Source organism: Acidovorax sp. (genome assembly GCF_046314175.1).
Classification (GTDB): domain Bacteria; phylum Pseudomonadota; class Gammaproteobacteria; order Burkholderiales; family Burkholderiaceae_C; genus Acidovorax.
Genome location: NZ_JBKBXG010000044.1, coordinates 1 through 22264, shown reverse-complemented (window position 1 = coordinate 22264; position 22264 = coordinate 1). Strand labels below are relative to the sequence as shown.

At 62.2% G+C, this 22264-nt stretch carries 21 protein-coding genes and 1 tRNA gene; 11 read left to right on the top strand and 11 right to left on the bottom strand.

Going from position 1 to position 22264, the window contains the following annotated elements; genetic code table 11:
* Nucleotides 1–27: 27 nt before the first annotated feature.
* The gene (locus ACK4OE_RS14010; protein WP_409885420.1) at nucleotides 28–1443 is read right to left on the bottom strand and encodes a M20 family metallopeptidase; all 1416 of its coding nucleotides are present in this window, start codon (nucleotides 1441–1443) and stop codon (nucleotides 28–30) included.
* 19 nt (nucleotides 1444–1462) lie between these two features.
* A complete protein-coding gene (locus tag ACK4OE_RS14005) occupies nucleotides 1463–2461 on the bottom strand; it encodes a Bug family tripartite tricarboxylate transporter substrate binding protein (protein ID WP_409885419.1) in 999 nt (332 codons plus the stop codon).
* A gap of 175 nt (nucleotides 2462–2636) precedes the next feature.
* On the opposite strand from ACK4OE_RS14005, the gene ACK4OE_RS14000 reads away from it, so the two are divergent.
* From ACK4OE_RS14000 to plsY, 4 genes are all read left to right on the top strand, one after another.
* Nucleotides 2637–3596, top strand: a complete 960-nt coding sequence (locus tag ACK4OE_RS14000) for a LysR family transcriptional regulator (protein ID WP_409885418.1) — start codon at nucleotides 2637–2639, stop codon at nucleotides 3594–3596.
* A gap of 87 nt (nucleotides 3597–3683) precedes the next feature.
* On the top strand, nucleotides 3684–4193 hold the full coding sequence (locus ACK4OE_RS13995; RefSeq protein WP_409885417.1) for an aminoacyl-tRNA deacylase: 510 nt from the start codon (nucleotides 3684–3686) through the stop codon (nucleotides 4191–4193).
* A gap of 108 nt (nucleotides 4194–4301) precedes the next feature.
* Complete coding sequence (locus ACK4OE_RS13990; protein ID WP_409885416.1) at nucleotides 4302–5513, top strand: GGDEF domain-containing protein; 1212 nt, start codon at nucleotides 4302–4304, stop codon at nucleotides 5511–5513.
* A gap of 134 nt (nucleotides 5514–5647) precedes the next feature.
* Nucleotides 5648–6316 carry a glycerol-3-phosphate 1-O-acyltransferase PlsY gene (gene plsY, locus ACK4OE_RS13985; RefSeq protein WP_409885415.1) on the top strand — a complete coding sequence of 223 codons (669 nt, stop codon included), beginning with the start codon at nucleotides 5648–5650 and terminating at the stop codon, nucleotides 6314–6316.
* A 195-nt stretch (nucleotides 6317–6511) separates the two neighbouring features.
* Here the strand turns inward: plsY and ACK4OE_RS13980 are convergent, their stop codons facing one another.
* From ACK4OE_RS13980 to ACK4OE_RS13970, 3 genes are all read right to left on the bottom strand, one after another.
* Entirely contained in the window at nucleotides 6512–7531 is a 1020-nt protein-coding gene (locus ACK4OE_RS13980) for an HD-GYP domain-containing protein (protein WP_409885414.1), read from the bottom strand.
* Nucleotides 7532–7548: 17 nt separating this feature from the next.
* Nucleotides 7549–8196: a TIGR02281 family clan AA aspartic protease gene (locus ACK4OE_RS13975; RefSeq protein ID WP_409885413.1), complete on the bottom strand. Its 648-nt coding sequence runs from the start codon at nucleotides 8194–8196 to the stop codon at nucleotides 7549–7551.
* Nucleotides 8197–8302: 106 nt separating this feature from the next.
* Complete coding sequence (locus tag ACK4OE_RS13970; RefSeq protein WP_409885412.1) at nucleotides 8303–8788, bottom strand: YajQ family cyclic di-GMP-binding protein; 486 nt, start codon at nucleotides 8786–8788, stop codon at nucleotides 8303–8305.
* 76 nt (nucleotides 8789–8864) lie between these two features.
* Here ACK4OE_RS13970 and murB point away from each other — a divergent pair, with 76 nt between their 5' ends.
* The gene (gene murB / locus ACK4OE_RS13965) at nucleotides 8865–9938 is read left to right on the top strand and encodes a UDP-N-acetylmuramate dehydrogenase (protein ID WP_409885411.1); all 1074 of its coding nucleotides are present in this window, start codon (nucleotides 8865–8867) and stop codon (nucleotides 9936–9938) included.
* 49 nt (nucleotides 9939–9987) lie between these two features.
* Here the strand turns inward: murB and ACK4OE_RS13960 are convergent, their stop codons facing one another.
* From ACK4OE_RS13960 to ACK4OE_RS13935, 6 genes are all read right to left on the bottom strand, one after another.
* Nucleotides 9988–12345: an ATP-binding protein gene (locus ACK4OE_RS13960; RefSeq protein ID WP_409885410.1), complete on the bottom strand. Its 2358-nt coding sequence runs from the start codon at nucleotides 12343–12345 to the stop codon at nucleotides 9988–9990.
* 14 nt (nucleotides 12346–12359) lie between these two features.
* Complete coding sequence (locus ACK4OE_RS13955; RefSeq protein ID WP_409885409.1) at nucleotides 12360–12875, bottom strand: molybdopterin-dependent oxidoreductase; 516 nt, start codon at nucleotides 12873–12875, stop codon at nucleotides 12360–12362.
* A 245-nt stretch (nucleotides 12876–13120) separates the two neighbouring features.
* Nucleotides 13121–14458, bottom strand: coding sequence for an argininosuccinate synthase (gene argG / locus ACK4OE_RS13950; protein ID WP_409885408.1), 1338 nt, complete (start codon nucleotides 14456–14458; stop codon nucleotides 13121–13123).
* A gap of 84 nt (nucleotides 14459–14542) precedes the next feature.
* Complete coding sequence (locus ACK4OE_RS13945; RefSeq protein WP_121506085.1) at nucleotides 14543–14860, bottom strand: pyrimidine/purine nucleoside phosphorylase; 318 nt, start codon at nucleotides 14858–14860, stop codon at nucleotides 14543–14545.
* Between the two features lie 170 nt (nucleotides 14861–15030).
* Nucleotides 15031–15699 carry a glycine zipper 2TM domain-containing protein gene (locus ACK4OE_RS13940; protein WP_409885407.1) on the bottom strand — a complete coding sequence of 223 codons (669 nt, stop codon included), beginning with the start codon at nucleotides 15697–15699 and terminating at the stop codon, nucleotides 15031–15033.
* Between the two features lie 136 nt (nucleotides 15700–15835).
* Nucleotides 15836–16222 carry an arsenate reductase gene (locus ACK4OE_RS13935; protein ID WP_409885406.1) on the bottom strand — a complete coding sequence of 129 codons (387 nt, stop codon included), beginning with the start codon at nucleotides 16220–16222 and terminating at the stop codon, nucleotides 15836–15838.
* Between the two features lie 48 nt (nucleotides 16223–16270).
* Here ACK4OE_RS13935 and folC point away from each other — a divergent pair, with 48 nt between their 5' ends.
* From folC to ACK4OE_RS13905, 6 genes are all read left to right on the top strand, one after another.
* Nucleotides 16271–17593 (top strand): bifunctional tetrahydrofolate synthase/dihydrofolate synthase, encoded by a 1323-nt coding sequence (gene folC, locus ACK4OE_RS13930; protein ID WP_409885405.1) that lies wholly within the window; start codon nucleotides 16271–16273, stop codon nucleotides 17591–17593.
* 48 nt (nucleotides 17594–17641) lie between these two features.
* Nucleotides 17642–18457, top strand: coding sequence for an SPOR domain-containing protein (locus tag ACK4OE_RS13925; RefSeq protein WP_409885404.1), 816 nt, complete (start codon nucleotides 17642–17644; stop codon nucleotides 18455–18457).
* Between the two features lie 41 nt (nucleotides 18458–18498).
* Nucleotides 18499–18987, top strand: coding sequence for a CvpA family protein (locus ACK4OE_RS13920; RefSeq protein ID WP_409885440.1), 489 nt, complete (start codon nucleotides 18499–18501; stop codon nucleotides 18985–18987).
* Nucleotides 18988–19065: 78 nt separating this feature from the next.
* On the top strand, nucleotides 19066–20571 hold the full coding sequence (purF, locus tag ACK4OE_RS13915; RefSeq protein ID WP_409885403.1) for an amidophosphoribosyltransferase: 1506 nt from the start codon (nucleotides 19066–19068) through the stop codon (nucleotides 20569–20571).
* A 122-nt stretch (nucleotides 20572–20693) separates the two neighbouring features.
* Nucleotides 20694–22115, top strand: a complete 1422-nt coding sequence (gene gltX, locus ACK4OE_RS13910) for a glutamate--tRNA ligase (RefSeq protein ID WP_409885402.1) — start codon at nucleotides 20694–20696, stop codon at nucleotides 22113–22115.
* A 66-nt stretch (nucleotides 22116–22181) separates the two neighbouring features.
* A tRNA-Ala gene (locus ACK4OE_RS13905) sits at nucleotides 22182–22257 on the top strand.
* Nucleotides 22258–22264: the final 7 nt, after the last annotated feature.

Below are 22264 nucleotides of genomic sequence, written 5' to 3'. Positions count from 1 at the left end.
TTTTATGTCGGTCAGAACGGCTGGTGTTTATGCAGCGGCGGCGATGCGTCCTTCTTTCCACGGTGTGCCCTGCGCCTCACCTAGGTCCCAGAACAGCCCCGCCATCACGGCCAGGCCTTCTCGCGCTACGGGCGCCAGCAAATGCTCATTGGGCGCATGCTGCGCGCACGCCGGGTACGAGTGCGGCACCCACAGCGTGGGAAGGCCCAGTTGGTCCGCAAAGATGTCGTTGGGCAGAGAGCCCGCCAGGTTGGGCAGCAAGGTGGCAGGCTGCCCCGCGCTGGCTTGCAGCGACGCCAGCGTCCAGTCCACCCAGGGGTTGTGCAGGTCCAGCCGCGTGGCGCCGCACACCATGCCCATGGTGATCTCCACCTGGCTGAAGCCGTGCGCGTCGAGGTGCTCGCGCAAGGTGGTTTGCACGTTCTTCCAGTCGGTACCCACGACAAAACGCAGCTGGCAATGGGCCACCGCCTGGGACGGGATGGCATTGATGGGGCGCTGCGCATTGCCCGCGCCCAGCGCAAGTACCTCCAGCGTGTTCCAGCCCACCAGTTGTTCGGCGGGTGTAAGGCCAGGCTCTCCCCAGCCAGGCGTGAGCGCGGGGTCATCGGCGCCCGTGCCAATCGCCACATCTTTCAGTGCAGTGCGCAGCTTGTCGGGCACAGCAGGCGGCAGCAGGCCTTTGACCAGAATGCGACCCTTGGCGTCCACCAGCGTGGCCAGCGCGTGCGTGAGCACGGTGGCGGGGTTGGCCAGCACACCTCCCCAGTTGCCCGAGTGGTAGGCCTTGTCCCGGCTGCGCACCGCGAGCGAGAAGTTGATGGCACCGCGCGAACCCAGAAACAGGGTGGGGCGCGCCGCGTTCACGCGGGGGCCATCGCTGGCCAAAAACAGGTCGGCTTTGAGCGCATCGCGGTGCTGTTCGCAGAAGGCGGCCAGGCCGGGCGAACCGGCCTCTTCGCCCATCTCCATCAGCAGCGTCACGTTGTAGCCCAGGGAGCCCTGGCGGGCCTCCAGCGTGTGCGCCAGCGCAGAGAGGCTGATGGTGTGTTGGCCCTTGTTGTCGGCCGTGCCACGCCCATACCAGCGGTCGCCTTCGATGGTCAGCTCCCAGGGCGACAGGCCTTCGCGCCATTGGCTGTCCTGGCCGTTGACCACGTCGCCATGGCCATAGGTCATCACGGTGGGCAAGGCGGGGTCCTCCACCCGACGGGCCAGCAGCAGGGGGCCACCTTTGGGATCGGGGTTGTCGAGCACCTGGCAGTTGAAACCCAAAGGCTCCAGCCACGGCACGATTTCGTCGGTCAGGTAGGTGCGTAGCGTGGGGGGCACTTGCCCGGTGTCGCTTTCGGTGCGCCAGGCCACGCGGCGGCGCAAGTCAGTCGCAAAGCGGCCGTCGTCGAAGTAGTGTTGGACTTTCTGGATCAGTTGTTCTCGGTTCATCGTGTTCTCCTTGTTCGGGTCACTCCACCACGATCTGCGCGCGGTGGGCCAGCGCGCGGTAGCGGCCGATCTCGTCTTCCATGGCGGCGTGCATGGCTTTGGGGCCCACGAACACCGGCTCCATGCCCTGGGCGCGGATTTGGTCTTGCAGGGCGACATCGCGCATGGCGGCCTCCACTTCTTTCATCAGCTTGTCGACGACGGGTTCGGGCGTACGCGCAGGGGCTGCCACGGCGTACCAGCCGTCAAAGGCGGCGTCCGGCAGCTTCAGCTCTTGCACGGTAGGCACTGCCGGCAGGGCGCGGGCGCGCTCGTTGCCCGCAATGGCCAGTGCGCGCAGCTTGCCCGATCGCACATGGGGTGCGGCGCTGGCTACGGTGTCGATGGCCATCTGGATCTCGCCGCCCATGAGGCCCATCATGGCCTGTGCGCTGCCTCGGTAGGGCACGTCCTGCAGGCGCACGCCAGCGGCCTGTTCCAGCAACGCGCCAACGAGGTGCGGTGCAGAACCGGAACCGAACGTGGCGTAGTTGATGGTCTTGGGCGCAGCCTTGGCTGCCGCCAGCAGTGCGGCGAGGTCCCTGTAGGGCGAGCTGGCGCTGACCACAATCACCAGAGGTGCGCGGGCGACGATAGCCACAGGTGCAAGGTCCTTGAGCGGGTCGTAAGGCAGCTTGGGTCGCAGCGCTGCGTTGACGGTATAGCTGGTGGAGCCCGACACCAGCAGGGTGTACCCGTCGGGCTCGGCCTTGACCACGCTGTCGGTGCCGATGATGGTGGAGGCGCCAGGTTTGTTGTCGACCACCACCGGTTTGCCCAGGCGTGCTGACAGGTTCTGCCCCAGCGCGCGGGCCACGGCGTCGGTGCCACCGCCGGGCGGGAAGGGCACCACGATACGTACCGTGCGCTGCGGCCAGGTACCGGTAGGCGCCGCCGTCTGTGCGTGGGAGACGCTGACCGTGCTGGCGAGTGTGGCCAGGGCAACGGACAGCAAAGAGGCTCGAACAAGGCGTTTCATGCGGACTCCAGAAGTTGAGGCCTGCGTTGATAGGCGCGTCGCATAGACGGCGCCGCAGTCACACACAGCCATGGGTGAATTGGAGCCCTTAAACATGCAAGATGGAAGCCGGTTTACCATTGCTCTGAATAGATATTTCGCAACTGACCATTGCTTTTTTGTTTAAAGCCTAAGTATGAACGTTTCACTGCTCAGCCTGCCCCTGCGTTACTTTTTGGAGGTGGCGCGCACGGGCTCCGTCAACCAGGCGGCACAGCGCCTGCATGTGGCTGCATCGGCTGTCAGCCGCCAACTGGGCAAGCTGGAGGACAGCCTGGGGGTGGTGCTGTTTGAACGCCAGGCTCGTGGCATGGCACTGACCGAGGCGGGCGCCCGGCTGATGGCCCACGCCAGCGCGCACGATGCGCAGGCTCTGGAGCTGGTCGAGCAACTGCACGGCCTCTCGGCCCAGGAGGCTCTGCGTGTGCGTGTAGCCTGCACCGAAGGTTTTGCCGCCAGCTTCATGCCGCTGGTGATGTCCAGCTTTCGGCAGGTGGCCCCCCAAGTGCGGCTGCAATTGCAAGTGGCTTTGCCGCAGGAGGTGTCGGCGCTGGTGGCTCGCGGTGAGGTGGATCTGGCGCTGAAGTACAGCGTGGCGCCTGAGAAAGGCTTGCAGGTATTGCATTCCGCCATTGCACCGATCTACGCCATCATGCCCGCCCAGCACCCGCTGGCCCGCCAGCGCAGCGTAAGTGTGGCTGATGTGGTGCGCTACCCGTTGCTGATCGGTGCCAGCGGCATCACGGGGCGGCAGCTGTTTGACCTGAGTTGTGCCGTGCAGGGCCTGCGCTATGTGCCTGCGGTGGAAAGCAATTTCTCGTCGGCTCTGCTGCCTCTTTTGAGTGGGCAGGATGTGGCGCTGGCTAGCTACTTGACAGCCGCGCGATGGGTCGAGGCGGGCCTGCTGGCGGCGCGACCTTTTGAAGAGGTTCAGTTGCAGCAGCGTCGGCTCCAGGTACTGGCGGTGGAAGGGCGAGAGCCTTCGGCGCTAGTGCGGCAGTTCACGCAGGCGCTGGTGTCCGCCATTGAGCAATATGGCAAACGCAAGGTGGGGCGGCGCAAGGCAACTGGTGGACCTGCGGCTGTGGTGCTTTGACTTGGAGGCAAGTCCACCTCTTGAGTTGCCTTGCAAATGAATGACGCTCACAAATGGATACCATTCGCAGCCTACCCAGATCACGCCATGGCCAAGAAAGATCACGTCTCCGAGACCCAAGCCACCCAATTGCTCAAAGCGAACAAGGTCTCCTTCACCGAGCACCCGTACGAATACCTGGAGCACGGCGGCGCAATGCACAGCGCCGAGGTGCTGGGGCTGGACCCGTATACCGTGGTCAAGACGCTGGTCATGCAGGACCAGGACGCCAAGCCGTTGCTGGTGCTGATGCACGGCAACCGCAAGGTCTCCACCAAGAACCTCGCGCGCCAGATTGGCGCCAAGTCGGTAGAGCCTTGTGCGCCCGAGGTGGCCAACCGCCACAGCGGCTATCTGGTGGGCGGCACGTCGCCGTTTGGCACGCGGCGCGCCATGCCGGTGTACATCGAAGAAACCATCCTCGCACTGCCGCGCATCGCTATCAACGGCGGGCGCCGGGGGTTTCTGGTGCAGATGGACCCGCAGGTGTGCGTGCAACTGCTGGGTGCGCGGCCGGTGCATTGCGCATTGAACGACGAGGCACCGGGTCGAAGCTAGTGAATCGCCATGAGGCCTCCCCTTTGGGGCGGGGCGCCTGTCTTACTATTTGATGAATCACCCACTCATTCCCTGGACCCCAGTGCCTGCCTTCACCTGCGCGAAATCATGATTGCAACTGTCATCGTCAGCATGCTGTGTTTTCAACTGCTGTGTTTTGGCGGTCTGTTTCTGCTGATTGGTGCGCGTTTGCAGAGCAAGAAGATGGGCATGGATGCGTTTGCCACGGGAAGCTTCCTGCTGGGCGTGGCCTACTTGCTGCAACTGCTGGAGGGGCCAGGTTGGAGTTTCACAAGTGTGGTCAACCACACGCTGACCTTGTGCGTGCCCGCAGCGTATTGGGTGGGGGGTATACGGTTTTTCGGCCGCCCTGTTTCGCTGTGGCGGCCGCTGTTCGGATTGGCGCTGGCCTACACCATGTTGCAGTTGGTGGTGCAGTGGTTTGGGGGGACTGCGGCACGCTACGCCTTGCTGTCCGGGATGTCGGCGCTCGCCTTTTTGGCCATGGCGGTCACCGTGGGGTACGGCGTGAAGACCTTTGCCAAAGACCTGCGCGTTGAAATGACGCTGTTTGCGCTGGTGATCGGCGGGCTGTGTGTGTTCAACACGGTCAAATTCCTGAATTTGCTGGCGGGTGGGTTGCCGGCGCTGGACATGGACCGCGGTTTCCAGATGGCGTTCTACATCTACATGTCCTTTTTGGGGACCGTGATGGCGCCGTCGATCATCTGGCTGATACTGCGTCGGCTGACGGACGAACTGCGCGCCACTGCGGCCCACGATCCCTTGACCCAATTGCTGAACCGGCGTGGCCTGGTCGATGGACTGGAAGCCCATTTCCGCTCACGCACGGCCGGACCCGCACATCTGCTGATGCTGGACATCGATCACTTCAAACGCATCAATGACGCCCATGGTCACAAGGCCGGCGATGCGGCGCTGCGCGCTGTGGCCGATATGGTTCGTGGCGCTTTGCGTCAGGGAGACCTCGCCTGCCGTGCGGGCGGGGAAGAATTCGTGGTAGTTCTCTTCGATGCCGATACCCAGGGTGCATGGGGGGTGGCCGAGCGGCTGCGTGTAGCCATCGAAAACCACGCCGTGCCGCGCGACGGCGCCCTGGACCCGCTTCGCTGCACCGTCACCATCGGCGTATCACTCCCTTTCAGCACCGCAGAGGGGCTCGATATCGCCCTGCAGCAGGCCGATGCCGCCCTCTACCGTGGCAAGGCCGGGGGGCGCAACCGCGTTGAAAACGCGACGGCCGATACGGATAGCGCCTTGGCCACTTCCCTGCCGGAAGGAAGTGCTGCCGTAGCGTGAATCGCCAGTGCGGCTGCATGGCGGCCATAGCGCTCGGGGGTGGCAGAATGTAACGTTGCCAGCGCGCATAGGCGGTCTCTTGCCGTTGCAGTCGCCCGCCCGTCCACCCCGTCCAGTCTTCGAGGAAGTTGCTCGTGTCCTTTGCTTATTCCGCCTTGGCAACCATTGCCGCCTACCTCCTGGGCTCGCTGTCGTTCGCCGTCATCGTGACGCGTGTCATGGGTCTGAACGATCCGCGCACCTACGGCAGCAAAAACCCCGGGGCCACCAACGTGCTACGTTCCGGCTCCAAGGCCGCCGCCATCATCACGTTGCTGCTGGATGCCTTCAAGGGCTGGCTGCCCGTGGCGCTGGTGATGTGGTTTGGTCAGCCCTATGGCCTGGACGATGGCACGGTGGCCCTGGTCGGGCTGGCCGCGTTTGTGGGGCATCTGTGGCCCGTTTTCTTCCGCTTTGAGGGCGGTAAGGGTGTAGCCACCGCACTGGGCGTGCTGCTGGGCATCAGCGTGTGGCTGGGGCTGGCCACGGCCGCCACGTGGCTGATCATCGCGTTCTTTTTCAGATACTCGTCCCTTGCCTCATTGGCCGCCGCAGCATTCGCACCGGTGTACTACCTGCTCGTCGATGGCGTGGTGTGGTACGCCGAAGGCACCATCGCGGCATCTATCGTGGTGATGGCGGTGCTCCTGGCCTGGCGCCACAAGGAAAACATCCAGCGTCTGATACAAGGCAAGGAGTCTCGCCTGGGCAGCAAGAAGGCTAAGCCGGGTGCTGAAGCGGCTACCAGCAAGGCGCATAAATAAACGGGTGGCGGTTTGAGCGGATGGGCGTTGCACGATCCGCAGCGTTGCCGCACCGGCCCGCAACGTTTTAGAGCAGCTAACAAAACTCTTCTGGCGTCGTTGCCGCGTCTTGTCGTACTGCCCATACTGCCTGCGATGTAGCGCCTAGCCAGAACCGCTTCGCTGAGTTTTGTTAGCCGCTCTTAATGCTCAGCGTCAGAGCGAGCCCGGCCCGGTAATCAGCCCCCGCAGCCCGGCGCTGTGCTGGGCGGCATACAAACCCAGGCGCACCATGGTGCGGTGATTGAGCTCCAGGCTTACCGCCGAGCGCGCCAGGGCTGACTGAATACGGGGCTTTCCGCTGGCAGTCTGGTACAGGTTGGGTTGCGTGCGGTGTGTGCCGGCCTGGTCCAGCAGGCTGGCCACCAGAGGGTGGTTGGCCTTGTCGCTGCGGCGCAGAACGATGGCGGTTTCGCCGTTGTCCAGTTTGACAAACGTGCCTGGCGGGCATAGGCCGATGGATCGCACCAGCGTGTAGCTCACCTCGTCGCGCTGGTCCACCTCCTGACCCACGATGGCGCGCACCGAATCGGTGGCGCTGCGGCCCGCACGGGACTTGCGCGGACTGATCATGGCTGCGTAGCGGTCGATGGTGCTCAGAATGCGGGTGAGGCGGTCTTCGGGGTCCTGGTCGGACAGCTTCACGCGGTCAGCCACCGTGGCATGGTGTTGTCCCACCACATCCAGCCATAGCTCATCGGAAATGAACAAACGCTGCAGCAGGACGACGCTTTCTTCGGGGTGGCTTCGGATGGCCTCCTGCTGGGTTGCGGTGGGGCGTTCCCGCTGCTCTGCGAGCTCATCCTGCAAGCCAGTCATGCCAATGTTCATGGTGAGGGCCGCGCGCACCAGGCTGTCGCGCTCACGCTGGGGCAGCTTCAGCTCGATGGCCATGATGTGGCACAGGGTGCCACACACCAGCGCGTGCGATGCGCTGTAGCCCACGGTGGACGTGGATGCGAGCTGAAACATCAGGTATAGCGCCGCGTCAATATCGTGCGCAACAAGGTCTTGCAGCCAGCCATCAAACTGCCGCACCTTGGCCGAGAAATCCTGCACTTGTAGCGGGCGCGACAATAGCACTGACAGAGCCGACTCCAGGTCGGACCACAGGCTGAGCAGGTCTTCGTACTCGCCTTCGGTGCGTTGGTTGCTGGAACTGGGGTTGGCGGACATGGCGGCTTTGTAGGCTGTCAGTTGCGCTTTTCCAGCACCATCTGGTCGTTGATGCGGGTCATCTGAAACTGCGTCAGGAAGCTGTTGCCCAGCAGCACATAGGGCATGGGCTGGGGCGTGATGATGGCCTCGACCCCCAGCACCTCCACATCGCCCAGCCGCACCGAGTCCAGCTTGATGCGCCATCCCTGCGCCACGCCGTTGGCGGTGTTCATGCGCACGGGCTCCGCACCCTGGTAGTTCAATCCCATGCGGTCGGCATCGGTGCGGCCGATGGCGATGGTGGACGCCCCGGTGTCCACCATGTATTGCATCACCCGGCCATTGATGGTGCCGCTGTTCACAAAATGCCCACGGCTGTCGGCCATCAGCACAACGCGTTTGCCACTGCCGCCCCGCGCGCCCACGCTCACGGGCGCTTCGCCCAGACGCAAGGTGCGCCGTGCGCCGTTGATTTCGATGGTGGCTTCTTCCTTGGTGACAGCAAGGACCTTGACGCCCTGGAACTCGTCACCAGCCCCCACCGCCTTGGGCGGGTTGGCGTCCACTACCAGCAAGGCCTTGCTGCCCAGCATGCCCGCCAGTGCCACGGCCTGGGCATGCGCCCACGAGGGACCCAAACACAGAAAAACCAGGGCGACCAGCGCAAAAGAGTGAATTGTCATGGCTTGACGGCGCGGTGCGCCTCCCCCGTGATTCGCAACTGGCGCGGACCAGGCGAGGGACGCCAAGCAAGGGACTGCGCGCGGCGACTCAGGGGGGGCGTCATGATCAGTCGCGGAAGTTGTCGAACGACAAAGGTACGTCCGTCACATCCTTGCGGATGAGCGCCATGGCTGCCTGCAGGTCGTCACGCTTGGCGCCGGTAATGCGCACTTTGTCTTCTTGAATGGCAGCCTGCACCTTGAGCTTGCTTTCCTTCATGAGCTTCTGGATCTTCTTGGCCAGCTCGCTCTCAATGCCGTTGCGCACCTTGATGACCTGCTTGACCTTGTCGCCACCCATTTTCTGCACATCGCCCATGTCCAGAAAGCGCACGTCCACATTGCGTTTAGTGAGCTTGTTGCGCAGCACGTCTTCGATCTGGGTGAGCTGGAACTCGGCATCGCCCACCATCGTGATCTCTTTGTCCTTGATTTCAATGCTGGCGGAAGTGCCCTTGAAATCAAAGCGGGTAGTGATTTCCTTGACGGTGTTTTCCACCGCGTTTTTTACTTCAACCAGGTTGGCTTCACAGACAGTGTCAAAAGATGGCATGGGAGGGTTCTCAATCTCAGGGAAAACGGGGGTAGTTCGCAGGCTGCCCACAGAGGCGGGTGCGACAATCGGACCAATGGTAGTCGAGAAAAACGCCCCTTTACAGCCCTGGAACACCTTTGGCATCGCTGCGCGCGCCCAAACCCTGGTGCGTGTGCGCTCTGTGTCTGATCTTCAGGCCATTCTGGCCGATACGGAGCTGGCCCCAGCGCCCAAGTTTGTGCTGGGCGGTGGCAGCAACATCATCCTGACCGGTGATGTGAAGCCCGTGGTGCTCAAGATGGAGATCAAGGGCCTGCGGCTGGTCGAAGAAACCCCCAAGGCCTGGATCGTGGAAGCGGGGGCGGGCGAGGTCTGGAACGACGCGGTGGCCTGGACACTGGCGCACGGGTTCCCCGGGCTGGAGAACCTGGCGCTCATCCCGGGCACAGTGGGCGCCTCGCCCGTGCAGAACATTGGTGCGTACGGCGTGGAGCTGCAGGACCGGTTTGAGTCGCTCGATGCCATCGATCTGGCGACCGGGCAGCCGTTCAGCCTGGATGCTGCGCAATGCGGCTTTGGCTACCGCGATTCCGTCTTCAAGCACGCGCCCTCTGAGTCGTTGGACGACAGCGGATTGCCCCGCGGCATGGGGCTGGCGGGCAGGGCGGTCATCTCCCATGTGCGATTTTTGCTGCCCAAGCCCTGGAAGCCCGTGCTGGGCTACCTGGACCTGGAGCGCCGCCGCGCCGAGTCGGGCGTGGAGCACCCCAGCGCCCAGCAGATCTTTGACTGGATCTGCGACATCCGCCGCGCCAAGCTGCCCGACCCGGCCGTCGTGGGTAATGCGGGCAGCTTCTTCAAGAACCCCACGGTGTCGCCCGACCAGTGCGCCGACATCATCGCGCGCGAGCCCAACATCGTGCATTACCCCATGCCCGACGGCAGTATCAAGCTGGCTGCGGGCTGGTTGATCGATGCCTGCGGCTGGAAGGGGAAATCGATTGGCAAGGCCGGGGTATATGAAAAACAGGCCCTGGTGCTGGTCAACCGGGGGCGGGGCGGTGACAGCGTGACGGGCGGCGAGGTGATGACGCTGGCCAAGGCCATCCAGACCAGCGTGTACGAGCGCTTTGGCATCCGGCTGGAGCCCGAGCCGGTGGTGGTCTGATATCCAGGCACTGATGTCCGTCTGACGCTGCGCGCCACCCGCCTGCTCACTACCTGCTGGCTTGAGCGACCTCGTGCCGTTCGTGGACGGCCGCTACGTCCGTCAACCCCATCCTCTGGCACAGGGCATGTGCCATGGTCCACGCATCCAGCAGTTCGCTGCGCGTTGCGCTGGTCTCGTCAGGCGCAACGCCGTTCTTTTCAAGGGTCAGGGCTATGGATGCCAGCTTGTGAAAGCCCAGATTGGCGGCTGCGCCCTTGAAGGCGTGGGCGGGTGCGCGAAGCTCTGTGGGCGCACTGTCGATGGCGGCGAGCAGCGCATCCAGTGCCCCTGATTCATCCTGGAAGAAGCTGTGCAGCAGTGAGCGGTAGCCCTGAGCAGACACACCAATGCACACGTCGCCGATCATGGACATGTCCAGATGGGCGGCCACGTCACCGGGACGAAAACGCTTGCGCACAGGGCGCGGGGGCATGACGCGGGGCTTCTCCTGTACCGGTGGTGCGGGCGGTGCTGCAGTCGCCTCGCTCTGGGGGGGGTGGCCCGCTTCCGCCGGGGCGCCACGCAGTCCAAACAGGCCGGTCAGGGATTCCTGCAGCGCGCCTACGTTCACGGGTTTGGTGATGAACCCGTTCATGCCACAGTCCGATGCGTTTTGGCGTGTCTCCTCAAAGACGTCCGCTGTGAGGGCGACGATGGGTAGCTGGTCGCTGCTGTAAAGCGTGCGGATGGTGCGGGTCGCCTCAAACCCGTCCATGGTGGGCATGTGCAGGTCCATCAGCACCAGGTCCGGCCTGGACCGCTCTACAGCAGCGCAGGCCTGAGCCCCGTCGGCAGCGAACTGCACAACGTGGCCCATATGTTCGAGAAGACTGCCCATGTACTTGCGGTTGACGACATGGTCGTCGGCGATGAGCACCGTCAGCCCCTGCACCCCTTCAGGGCGGACAGGCGAGGGCAGCCCTTGAATACCGTCCGTTGTTGCCACTGGAGGTGTCGCCAGCGTGAGCGGAATTGCAACGGTGAAGGTGCTGCCCACGCCAGGAACGCTGGATACAGAAATGTCTCCACCCATGCGCCGTGCGAGATTGCGAGAAATCTCCAGCCCCAGGCCAGTACCGCCGAAACGGCGGGACGTGCTGTCGTCCCCCTGTGTGAACCTTTTGAAAAGCTTTGCCTGGGTGTCGGCGTCCATGCCAATCCCTTCATCGCGCACTTCAAGGCGCAGCGGAAAGGTTTCTGTGCCTGGGGCGTCGGAGTCCACGCCGTCGCGCGACAGTTGGAGCGTGACTTTGCCGCTCTCGCTGAACTTGATCGCGTTGGTCAGCAGGTTCAACACGATCTGCTTGAGCCGGGTGCTGTCCGCATGAATCCATTGGGGCAAGTCGGCCGCAACGTCCGTGTGCAGCTGCAGGCCTTTTTGCTGCGCTACGGGCCGCATCAGCTGTTCAATGCTGGCCAGCATGGCCTGAAGGTCCATCGGCACGGGGTGGATGCCCATCTTGCCGGTCTCCATCGCCGACACATCCAGGATGTCGTTGAGCAAGGACAGCAGGTGGTCGGCGGATCCGCGTGCCGTGTTCACGTACTCCTGTTGCAGCCCGCTGAGTGCTGTGCGTTCCAGCAGGTTGAGCATGCCGAGGACCCCGTTGAACGGTGTCCGCAACTCGTGGCTCATGTTCGCAAGGAACAGGCTCTTTCCGCGATTGGCGGCTTCGGCGGCCAGATTGGCCTCCTGCAGGCTGTGTGTCAGCTGCTGCATCGCCCGCTTTTCCTGCTCCAGCCTCCGCTGGCGCCATGCAAGGGCTGCAGCGGCGGTCAGCAGCAACACCAGTTGCGCAAGGATGAGCGCCATGATCTGGCGGCTTTGCGCGAGCATCGTGGACTCTTGCTGTTCCAGCAATTCGGCCGTCCGGCGGGTGGCCACCATAGTCAGGTCCTGCACGTCGGCCCCCAACGTATTGAACCCTTGCACCAGCTCCCGCAGCTGAGAGCGCGTGGGAACGGCAGGCGCCAGCATCGCGTGGTCGATCTGGACGATCAATGCCTCCAGTCTTGGCATGGCGCTTTTGTATTCGCTGCGCTCTTGCAGTGCCGAGGCGCTGGGCGCGTCTTTCAGCAGCTGAAAGCGGCTTGCAAACACGTCACTGCGTAACCTCAGCGCGTCGATATCGACAGGTCCTGGGCTGTGCGCATTCACGTCGATGACGTGACGAAGCCGCAGAAACTCCCGCTCCAGCTGAAAGCTGAGGGCCGTGATGGAGTCGCTGCGCAGGTCGGCGCTTTTGCGGATGGCTTGCTGTTGTGTGAACTGCAACACCAGCAACACCGCCATGGCGGCCGCCATGACGACGGTGCCCAAGGCAAGCCACAGGAGGTAGCGTTGGGTGTCGCGGGCGCCTGGCATTGCTATCGCTGAGATCAGTCAACCGACAGCGACTTGAGCTGCCATGCCGAACGACCGTAGTACTTGGAAGCCTTCAGCTCGGGCACCGAGTCAAACGGATAAATGATGAACAGCGGGCCCTTTGTACGCACCGAGATGGGCTGGTCGTTGATGCGATGCGCAACGATCACGTCAAATTGCCGCGCATCATCGACGGGAATGCTGGTCTTGTAGTCATTCAGTGCGAAAGCCGTCAATGTCGTGCCCGTTGCTTTTGCAGCAGCCAGCACGTCGCGCAGCAAGGGGCCGGTGAACTTGGTGGGTTGCTTGTCCCAGGGAGTCTTGGTGACAAAGCTTTTCTGAGGCAGCGCCTCCAGCATGGCCAGGTCGAAAACGGCCGCACCCGCCAAGTTTTTAGCACCGACATTGCCGGAAATCGTCAGAACTGGCGTACCTGAAGGGGAATCCAGCGCCCACACCGGCGACAGCAGGCACAGAGAGGCGCCGAGCATCAAGGCGCGGCGGGTGATGGAGGCGATGAGGCGTGGCATAGTGGCCTTGTCAGTTGATTTAAATGATATATTATATAGACAATATGATTTATATGATATTTTTTTGAGGGGTGCTGACGTTTGTTTGGCCCACAGCGTGTGCGTGGCGCTGAACAATTCCGTTGAGAAAAGCCAGCCGAGAAAAAAGCCACCGTTTCTGGTGGCTTTTGCTCATTTTTTTTATAGCTGTTAGCGCTTTATAGATAAGCGCTAGAGCGGATTTCATTCATATTTTTGATGGAAAACTACTTGCGATCGTTTTCCAACTGCGCCAGTGCGGCATTGCCCCCCAGCGACAGCAGGCCCGCGCGCGAGTACACGCCCAGCTTGTCGCGCGTATCCACGATGTCCAGGTTGCGCATGGTCAACTGACCAATGCGATCCAGCGGCGAGAACGGCGCGTCTTCCACCTTCTCCATCGACAGGCGCTCGGGGTGGTACGTGAGGTTGGGAGACTCGGTGTTGAGCAGCGAATAGTCGTTGCCACGGCGCAGTTCCAGCGTCACGGTGCCGGTCACGGCGCGGGCCACCCAGCGCTGGGCGGTTTCGCGCAGCATGATGGCCTGTGGGTCGAACCAGCGGCCCTGGTACAGCAGGCGGCCCAGCTTGAGGCCGTTCATGCGGTACTGCTCGATGGTGTCTTCGTTGTGGATGCCGGTGACCAAGCGCTCGTAGGCAATGTGCAGCAGTGCGAGGCCCGGGGCTTCATAGATGCCGCGGCTCTTGGCTTCGATGATGCGGTTCTCGATCTGGTCGCTCATGCCCAGGCCATGGCGGCCGCCGATGCGGTTGGCTTCCAGGATCAGCTCGACCGGGTCGTTGAACTCGATTCCGTTCAGCGCCACCGGTTGGCCTTCTTCAAAGCGCACCGAGACCTCTTCGGCCTTGACGGCGACTTCTTCCTTCCAGAACGCCACGCCCATGATGGGATTGACGATGCGGATGCCGCTGCTCAAAAACTCCAGGTCCTTGGCTTCGTGCGTGGCGCCGAGCATGTTGCTGTCGGTGCTGTAGGCCTTCTCGGCGCTCATCTTGTAGCCAAAGCCGTGCTGTGTCATAAACGCCGACATTTCGGCGCGGCCGCCCAGTTCGTCGATGAACAGCTGGTCCAGCCAGGGCTTGTAGATCTTGAGCGACGGGTTGGTCAGCAGGCCGTAGCGGTAAAAGCGCTCGATGTCGTTGCCCTTGAAGGTCGATCCGTCGCCCCAGATGTTGACGTCGTCTTCCTTCATCGCAGCCACCAGCATGGTGCCGGTCACGGCGCGGCCCAGGGGCGTGGTGTTGAAGTAGGTCAGGCCACCCGTGGAGATGTGGAAGGCGCCAGCTTGCAGGGCGGCAATGCCTTCATGCGCCAGTTGGGTGCGGCAGTCGACCAGGCGGGCCTTCTCGGCGCCGTATTCCATCGCCTTGCGCGGAATCTCGTCATAGTCGGGCTCGTCGGGCTGGCCCAGGTTGGCGGTGTAGGCGTAGGGCATGGCGCCCTTGAGCTTCATCCAGTGCAGCGCGGCACTGGTGTCCAGGCCGCCGGAAAACGCGATGCCGACCTTTTGGCCGAGGGGGAGGTTCTGGAGAATGGTTGCCATGGAATGCTTTTCAAAAATGATAGCTACTCGCGCTTGATGGATAAGCGCTAGAGGCCTAAAACAGTCAAAATTCGGTTGACAATCTCAACCGAAATGGCAGATGTAGTGATAGGCCTCGGTCACCCGGATGTCGAACTTGGAGTTGCCGGGCACGCTGAACTTGTCACCCGCCGACGACTTGACCCAGGCGTCGGTGCCATCGAGCTTGTATTCACACGAGCCCGCCACGCATTCCATGATCTCGGGCGCGCCGGTGTTGAAGGTCAGCGTCGCGGGCAGCACAACGCCCACCGACTTCTTCGTGCCATCGGCAAAGGTGATGCCGTGGCTCACGCACTTGCCGTCAAAGTACACATTGGCCTGGGTGGTGACGGACACGCCGTCGATTTTTTCGGTGGTCATGGGTGTGCTGCTCGGTATAGAGGAAACCCGCGATTTTAGAGGCAGGTGCCGGGCACTCTGCCTGAGTGCGCAAACACACACCGCGAGTGACCGAGGCAGCCCCAGTAAAAAAGAGCCCCGAAGGGCTCCTGGTGGTGCGACCTGCCGCTGGCTGGGTCATTCCTGGTGGCTCAGCGCCAGTAGGGATTGCGGTGGTGCGGGTAAGGGCGGCCACTGTCGTACCCGTATTCGATCACTGTGACGGGCGGCGTCACGTAGGTAGGCTGCTGGTATATGGGCTGCTGATAGATCGGTTGCCGCGGGTAGGTCGACGTGACCACGCCTGGCTGGCTGTACACACCCTGCGACGCGTAAGGTTCTGGCTGTGTGGAGTACGTCTGTCCGGCTGGCTGCACGCTCACCGGAATCCAGCGACCGGGGTCGTACTGGGTGCGGGTGGTGTACTGGCGACCGGCATATTCGTAGACCACGTTGTAGCCCACGGTGCGGTTTTCGTAATAAGTCTCTGTGGTGCAGCGCTGTACGTTCTGGTACTGCGGCTGGCCGCCTTCGATCTGGTTGCCAATCACGGCGCCACCAATGAGCCCGATGGCTGTGGCGGCGGCCCGGCCGCTGCCCTTGCCAATGGCATTACCCGCTGCCCCCCCTGCGATAGCCCCCACTACGGCGCCGGCGCCGCTGGTGCGGTTGCCGCTGTACACGGTTTCATTGCCGCAAACCTGCTGCGGGGTGCCTACCTGCTGGACGATGGGCGTGGCAGACAGCACACGGCCCTGTTCTTGCGCGCTGGCGAAGGTGGCGACAGCAGCGATGGCGGAAAAAATGACGATCTTTTTCATGGAGAAACTCCTTTGCGGGTCGGTACATAACGCACCAGACTGGAGAAAAGTTTAGACCCGCACGGTGAATTCAGGGCCCGAGAGCCGTAAATCTGCGTAAAGATTTGTGCGGTTTCTCCGGTAAACGCGACTGGTTTCAGGCCTTCCTCTGCGAATCCAGCCAGATTTGCCACTGCTCAGGCGCAAACCCGACCGAAATCTGTGTCTGTCCGCCGACCGTCCATTCAACAATGGGCCGTTTTATTACGCTGGGTTGTGTGTGCATGACGGCACTGGCACTGAGGTCGTCCACCACTGAGGCCTGGGTTTGCGCGTCCAGCTTGCGCCACGTGGTTCCCTGTCGATTGACGAGTTTGGGCCAACCCACAGCGGCCATCCAGCCGGGCAGGCGATCCGTGGGCACGCCCTGCTTCTTGAAGTCGTGGAACTGGAAATGCACGCCCTGTTCGGTCAACCAGACGCGCGACTTCTTGACGGTGTCGCAGTTGGGAATGCCATAGATGGTGATCAGTGAGGTTGTCATGCCGCGCATCATCACCGAACTTTGGGCTGGGCGACAATGGCGGGCTGTATGCAAACCAAACCCCACACCCTGGACGGCTGGCTCCGTCATTGCGAGCAACTGCACCCCCACAACATCGAGATGGGCCTCGACCGGGTCAGCGAGGTGGCGCGCCGCATGGCGCTGCGTTTTGAATGCCCCGTGATCACCGTGGCGGGCACCAACGGCAAGGGTTCGACCTGCGCCATGCTAGAAGCCGTGGCCCTGCAGGCGGGCTATCGCACGGGGGTCTACACATCGCCGCATCTGGTGCACTTTGAAGAGCGGTGCCGCGTGCATGGCGAGATCGTAAATGCTGCTGATTTGATAGCGCACTTTGAAGCTGTAGAGAGTGCTAGAACCCAAAATGGCAATGAAATATCGCTCACTTACTTTGAGTTCACCACGCTGGCCATCCTGCGGTTGATGAGCCATTCGCTGCTGGATGTGGCGATCCTTGAGGTGGGCCTGGGTGGGCGCCTGGACGCTACCAACATCATTGACACCGACTGCGCCATCATCACCAGCATCGATATTGATCACACCGAGTTCCTGGGCCCCGACCGTGAGAGCATTGGCCGCGAAAAGGCCGGCATCATGCGCACCGGCCGCCCGGTGATCGTGAGCGACCCCATGGCGCCACAGAGCGTCGTGGATCACGCCATGGAGATCGGTGCCGACCTGTGGCGGTTTGGGCAAGACTTCAATGTGTCGGGCGACAAGCAGCAGTGGAGCTGGGCAGGGCGGGGGCGCCGCTATGCGGGGCTGGCCTATCCCTCACTGCGGGGCGCCAACCAGCTGATCAACGCATCGGGCGTGCTGGCAGCGTTCGAAGCGCTGCGCGATCGTCTCCCGGTGACTGCCCAGGCCGTACGCAATGGCATGGCCATGGTTGAGTTGCCCGGGCGCTTTCAGATCGTGCCAGGGCAGCCCACGCTGGTGCTGGACGTGGCCCACAACCCGCATTCTGTAGCGGCACTTACCGCCAATCTGGATGCGATGGGGTTTTTCCCCACCACGCACGCAGTATTTGGCGCCATGGCCGACAAGGACCTGGGCCCCATGCTCGCAAAGGTAGGGCCGTTGGTGGACCGGTGGTACTTCACCAACCTGCCCACCCCACGGGCTGAGACGGCCGCCGCGCTGCAGCAGAAATGGAACGCCGTCCACATGGTGGCGGGTGGCCGTCGCGATGTCACATCCACCTTGCACGCAGACCCCATGCAGGCCCTGCAGGCTGCGGTGGCCGCTGCAGACCCCGCTGATAGAATCGTGGTCTTTGGCTCGTTTTACACGGTGGGCGGCGTGCTGATCAACGGAACGCCCCGCTTGCACGCCAAACATCTGGGCTGACTGAACTGTTTTCCAGCGGATTCTCAGGTCCACACGAGTCGTTACTCCATGGCATTTTTCAAGTTTCGGTGGCCCGGTCAGAGTGAACAACAGGCCGAAAAGCCGGTCAAGCGCTCGCGCTCCTCGCAGGCCGAGAGCATCGAGGTCATGCGTCGGCGCGCCCGCCACCGTTTGATTGGTGCGGCGGTGCTGGTTCTGGTCGGGGTGGTGGGATTCCCATTGCTGTTCGACACACAGCCGCGGCCCATTCCTGTCGATATCCCGATCGAAATCCCGGATCGCAACAAGGTAGCGCCGCTCGTTGTGCCCGCACCTGTCGCACAGCCCCCCGCAGTGCAGCCTGCAGCGTCTGCCGCACAACGCCCCGCGCCAGGGCGCACTGCCAGCCCGGCTGGCAGTGGCATTACAGACGGCGAAGAGCTGCTGCAAGGCGCACGACCCGCCGCATCCAGGCCCTCGCCAACGGTGGCAACCGCACCTGCTGCGGCACCCAAACCCGAGGTAAAACAAGAGCAGCGGCCACCCGCACCTGCGGCCCCGGAGCCTCGACCCGTTCGTCCCGATGACGCAGCTCGCGCCCGTGCGCTGCTGGAGGGGCGTACCGCCGAGGTGCCGCCTGCCGCCACCGCAGAAGAAGGTCGATTTATCGTGCAGGTAGGGGCTTTTGCGGAGGCCGACAAAGCCCGCGAAGCCCGCACCAAGGTCGAACGCGCGGGGCTTAAAACCTATACCCAGGTGGTGGACACTAAAGAAGGCAAGCGTACGCGGGTGCGTGTGGGGCCGTTCAATAGCCGCGCAGAGGCAGACAAGGCAGCAGCACGCATCAAGGCGCTGGATCTGTCAGCGTCTGTGCTGACGCTGTAATTGCGGACAGCGCTGGCGGTATTCGGACGTTGTCTTTCACCATGGCTGCGCTGGACTGGGTTTTTGTGGCAGTGTTGCTCGCGTCCATGCTGATCGGTGCGTGGCGCGGTCTGGTGTACGAAGTGCTGTCGGTGGCCGGTTGGGTGGTGTCTTTTTTTGTGGCGCAGTGGTTCGCTGCCGACATGGCAGAGTTGCTGCCGATGGGCGAATCGGCAGGGTCGCTGCGGTATGCGGCCGGTTTTGTTGTTGTGTTTGTGGGTTCGGTGTTTGTGTGCGGATTTTTTGCCTGGTTGGGCAAGAAACTTGTGGATGCCATCGGCCTTCGTCCTGCAGATCGCACGCTGGGGGCCGCATTCGGGGTGTTGCGTGGCGTGGTGTTGCTACTGGCCGTTGCGGTGGTGGTGGGCATAACCCCCATGCGCGAAGCCGTTTGGTGGCAGGAATCACAGGGTGCCCCGGCGCTCTCAGAGATGCTCAGGGGCTTGAAACCGGCGTTGCCGGAAGAATTTGGTAGGCATCTGCCTTCTTGATAGCGATGTGGCAGTGGCCAGAAGCTGCTGCCGTGTGGTTGCCGCGGGGATGTTCCCGCAAACGGATGGAATACAACTATGTGTGGAATCGTCGGCGTCGTCAGTCCAGCGCCCGTCAATCAGCTGATTTATGACGCCTTGCTGCTCTTGCAGCACCGTGGCCAGGACGCAGCGGGCATCGTGACCCAGCAGGGGCGCAAGTTCTTCATGCACAAAGCCAAGGGCATGGTGCGTGACGTGTTTCGCACGCGCAATATGCGTGCGCTGCCTGGCAATGTGGGCCTGGGGCAGGTGCGCTACCCCACCGCGGGCAACGCATACAGTGAAGAAGAGGCACAACCGTTTTACGTCAATGCCCCGTTTGGCATCGTGCTGGTGCATAACGGCAACCTGACCAACGCCCGCGAGTTGCGCACAGAGCTGTTCCAGACGGACCATCGCCATACCAACACTGACAGCGATTCAGAAGTGTTGCTCAACGTGTTCGCACACGAGCTGGAGCGATCCACCCGGGGTGTGCCTTTGCAGCCTGAAGATGTGTTTACCGCGGTGCGCGCAGTACACAAGCGCATCAAAGGCTCGTACGCGGTGATCGCATTGATTGCCGGACATGGCTTGCTGGCCTTTCGCGACCCGCATGGCATTCGCCCGCTGGCCATGGGGCGCAGCCAGGACGGCACGGTGATGGTGGGCAGTGAATCGGTGGCGCTGGAAGGTACTGCCCACTTGTTTGACCGCAATATCGATCCCGGCGAAGCAATCTTCATCACGCTGGACGGCAAGGTCCATGCACGCCAGTGCGCCGAGAACCCGCAGTTGAATCCGTGCATTTTCGAGTTCGTGTATTTGGCTCGGCCAGACTCGGTGCTTGACGGTATCTCTGTGTACCAGGCGCGATTGAACCTGGGTGAGGCCTTGGCCAAGCGGGTGGTATCCACCGTGCCGCCGAACGAGATCGACGTGATCATCCCCATCCCAGAGTCGAGCCGCCCCAGTGCCACGCAGCTGGCGCATCTGCTGGGCATTCCGTACCGCGAAGGTTTCGTGAAGAACCGCTACGTGGGTCGTACCTTCATCATGCCGGGGCAGGGCGTTCGTAAGAAGTCCGTGCGCCAAAAGCTCAACGTGATTGCCAGCGAATTCAAGGGTCGCAATGTGCTGCTGGTGGACGACTCCATCGTGCGCGGCACCACCAGCCGAGAGATTGTGCAGATGGCCCGCGACGCGGGCGCCCGCAAGGTGTACCTGGCCAGCGCGGCACCACCGGTTCGCTACCCCAACGTGTACGGGATCGACATGCCCACCAGCAGTGAGCTGGTGGCCCATGGCCGCACCGTGGAAGAGATTCGCCAGGCGATTGGCTGCGACGCGCTCATCTATCAGGATGTGGATGGGATGAAGAAGGCGATTGGCGCGCTCAACAACGCGATTGTCGGGTTCGATGCGTCCTGCTTTGATGGCGTCTACGTGACGGGTGATATCACCGCTGAAGGCATTGCCAGCCTGAATGAAGGGCGCGTGGGTGTTGAGGAGAACGAGGAAGACACGTCCCGTTTGGCGCTGCCCAATGCCCAAGAGGCTTGAAGAACGCTTTACTCGCGGCGGATAGTTTTTTGTTTTGAGTGCGGTGGGCAGCGAGGCTTGCAACGCACCTTGAATTGACCGGATCTTGAAACTGGCCCCGAGAGGGGCCAGACCTTATTGATATGACTGAAACTAACACTCCCACCACGGGGCGCGTGCGCACCCGGTTTGCGCCATCCCCGACGGGATTCATTCATCTGGGCAATATTCGCTCGGCGCTTTACCCATGGGCTTTTGCACGCGCCACGGGCGGAGACTTCATCCTGCGCATCGAAGACACCGACCTGGAGCGCTCCAGCCAGGAGGCGGTGGACGTCATCATCGACGGCATGGCCTGGCTCGGTCTGGACCATGATGAAGGCCCTTTCTACCAAATGCAACGTATGGACCGCTATAAGGCGGTATTGGCAGAGATGGTGGCTGCTGGCCATGTGTATCCCTGCTACATGAGCATGGTTGAATTGGACGCTCTGCGCGAAAAGCAGATGGCCGCCAAGGAGAAGCCCCGCTACGACGGCACCTGGCGCCCCGAGGCGGGCAAAACCCTGCCGCCTGTGCCTGCTGGTGTCCAACCTGTGCTGCGGTTCAAGAACCCGCAAGGCGGTGTGGTGGCCTGGGACGACAAGGTCAAAGGGCGTATCGAAATCAGTAACGATGAACTTGACGATCTTGTGATTGCGCGCCCAGACGGTACACCCACCTACAACTTCTGTGTGGTGGTGGACGATATCGACATGGCCATCACCCACGTGATCCGCGGTGACGATCATGTGAACAACACACCGCGCCAGATCAATATCTTTCGTGCGCTGGGCGAAGCGCCCCCGGTGTATGCCCACCTGCCCACGGTGCTGAATGAGCAGGGCGAGAAGATGAGCAAGCGCAATGGCGCCAAGCCCGTCACGCAGTACCGCGATGAGGGCTACTTGCCTGACGCGATGGTGAACTACCTCGCACGACTGGGCTGGAGTCACGGCGATGACGAAATCTTCAGCCGCGAACAGTTTCTGCAGTGGTTCAACCTCGACCATCTGGGGCGCAGCGCGGCCCAGTTCGACGAGGCCAAGTTGCGCTGGGTGAATGCCCAACACCTTAAGGCGATGCCGGATGAAGCCTTGGCGGTGCTGGTGGCCCCGCAGTTGCAGCAGCGGGGAGTGGGCGAACAAGAACTCGCCGATGGCCGACTGCCGCGCATTTGTGCGCTGTTCAAGGACCGCTGCGACACCACGGTGGTTCTGACGAACTGGGCGCAGGTGTTTTATGGCGATGTAACACCTGTAGAGGCAGAGCGCACCCAGCACGTCACAGAGGCGGTTGCTCCAGCGCTGGATGCCTTGGCTGATACCTTGGCGGCGTGTAAGTGGGACAAGGCATCCATCAGTGCCGCATTCAAGCAGGTACTCGCAGCCCAGGGGCTCAAGATGCCCCAACTGGCCATGCCTGCGCGGGTTTTGACCGTCGGCACTGCCCAAACGCCATCTGTGGATGCTGTCTTGGAACTGGTAGGACGTGAAAAAGTTGTAGCGCGTTTGCGAAACCGCTAAAAACCTGTCTATAATTCAAGGCTCAGGTGATGACGACAAACACAGTGTGTAGGTTGTCACGCAGTGGGGGGTATAGCTCAGCTGGGAGAGCGCTTGCATGGCATGCAAGAGGTCATCGGTTCGATCCCGTTTACCTCCACCAAAATTTG

Coding starts and splice junctions, on each gene's coding strand:
- ACK4OE_RS14010 (WP_409885420.1), bottom strand. CDS start 1,443: ATGAACCGAGAACAACTGATCCAGAAAGTCCAACACTACTTCGACGAC.
- ACK4OE_RS14005 (WP_409885419.1), bottom strand. CDS start 2,461: ATGAAACGCCTTGTTCGAGCCTCTTTGCTGTCCGTTGCCCTGGCCACA.
- ACK4OE_RS14000 (WP_409885418.1), top strand. CDS start 2,637: ATGAACGTTTCACTGCTCAGCCTGCCCCTGCGTTACTTTTTGGAGGTG.
- ACK4OE_RS13995 (WP_409885417.1), top strand. CDS start 3,684: ATGGCCAAGAAAGATCACGTCTCCGAGACCCAAGCCACCCAATTGCTC.
- ACK4OE_RS13990 (WP_409885416.1), top strand. CDS start 4,302: ATGATTGCAACTGTCATCGTCAGCATGCTGTGTTTTCAACTGCTGTGT.
- ACK4OE_RS13980 (WP_409885414.1), bottom strand. CDS start 7,531: ATGTCCGCCAACCCCAGTTCCAGCAACCAACGCACCGAAGGCGAGTAC.
- ACK4OE_RS13975 (WP_409885413.1), bottom strand. CDS start 8,196: ATGACAATTCACTCTTTTGCGCTGGTCGCCCTGGTTTTTCTGTGTTTG.
- ACK4OE_RS13970 (WP_409885412.1), bottom strand. CDS start 8,788: ATGCCATCTTTTGACACTGTCTGTGAAGCCAACCTGGTTGAAGTAAAA.
- murB (WP_409885411.1), top strand. CDS start 8,865: ATGGTAGTCGAGAAAAACGCCCCTTTACAGCCCTGGAACACCTTTGGC.
- ACK4OE_RS13960 (WP_409885410.1), bottom strand. CDS start 12,345: ATGCCAGGCGCCCGCGACACCCAACGCTACCTCCTGTGGCTTGCCTTG.
- ACK4OE_RS13955 (WP_409885409.1), bottom strand. CDS start 12,875: ATGCCACGCCTCATCGCCTCCATCACCCGCCGCGCCTTGATGCTCGGC.
- argG (WP_409885408.1), bottom strand. CDS start 14,458: ATGGCAACCATTCTCCAGAACCTCCCCCTCGGCCAAAAGGTCGGCATC.
- ACK4OE_RS13945 (WP_121506085.1), bottom strand. CDS start 14,860: ATGACCACCGAAAAAATCGACGGCGTGTCCGTCACCACCCAGGCCAAT.
- ACK4OE_RS13940 (WP_409885407.1), bottom strand. CDS start 15,699: ATGAAAAAGATCGTCATTTTTTCCGCCATCGCTGCTGTCGCCACCTTC.
- ACK4OE_RS13935 (WP_409885406.1), bottom strand. CDS start 16,222: ATGACAACCTCACTGATCACCATCTATGGCATTCCCAACTGCGACACC.
- folC (WP_409885405.1), top strand. CDS start 16,271: ATGCAAACCAAACCCCACACCCTGGACGGCTGGCTCCGTCATTGCGAG.
- ACK4OE_RS13925 (WP_409885404.1), top strand. CDS start 17,642: ATGGCATTTTTCAAGTTTCGGTGGCCCGGTCAGAGTGAACAACAGGCC.
- ACK4OE_RS13920 (WP_409885440.1), top strand. CDS start 18,499: ATGGCTGCGCTGGACTGGGTTTTTGTGGCAGTGTTGCTCGCGTCCATG.
- purF (WP_409885403.1), top strand. CDS start 19,066: ATGTGTGGAATCGTCGGCGTCGTCAGTCCAGCGCCCGTCAATCAGCTG.
- gltX (WP_409885402.1), top strand. CDS start 20,694: ATGACTGAAACTAACACTCCCACCACGGGGCGCGTGCGCACCCGGTTT.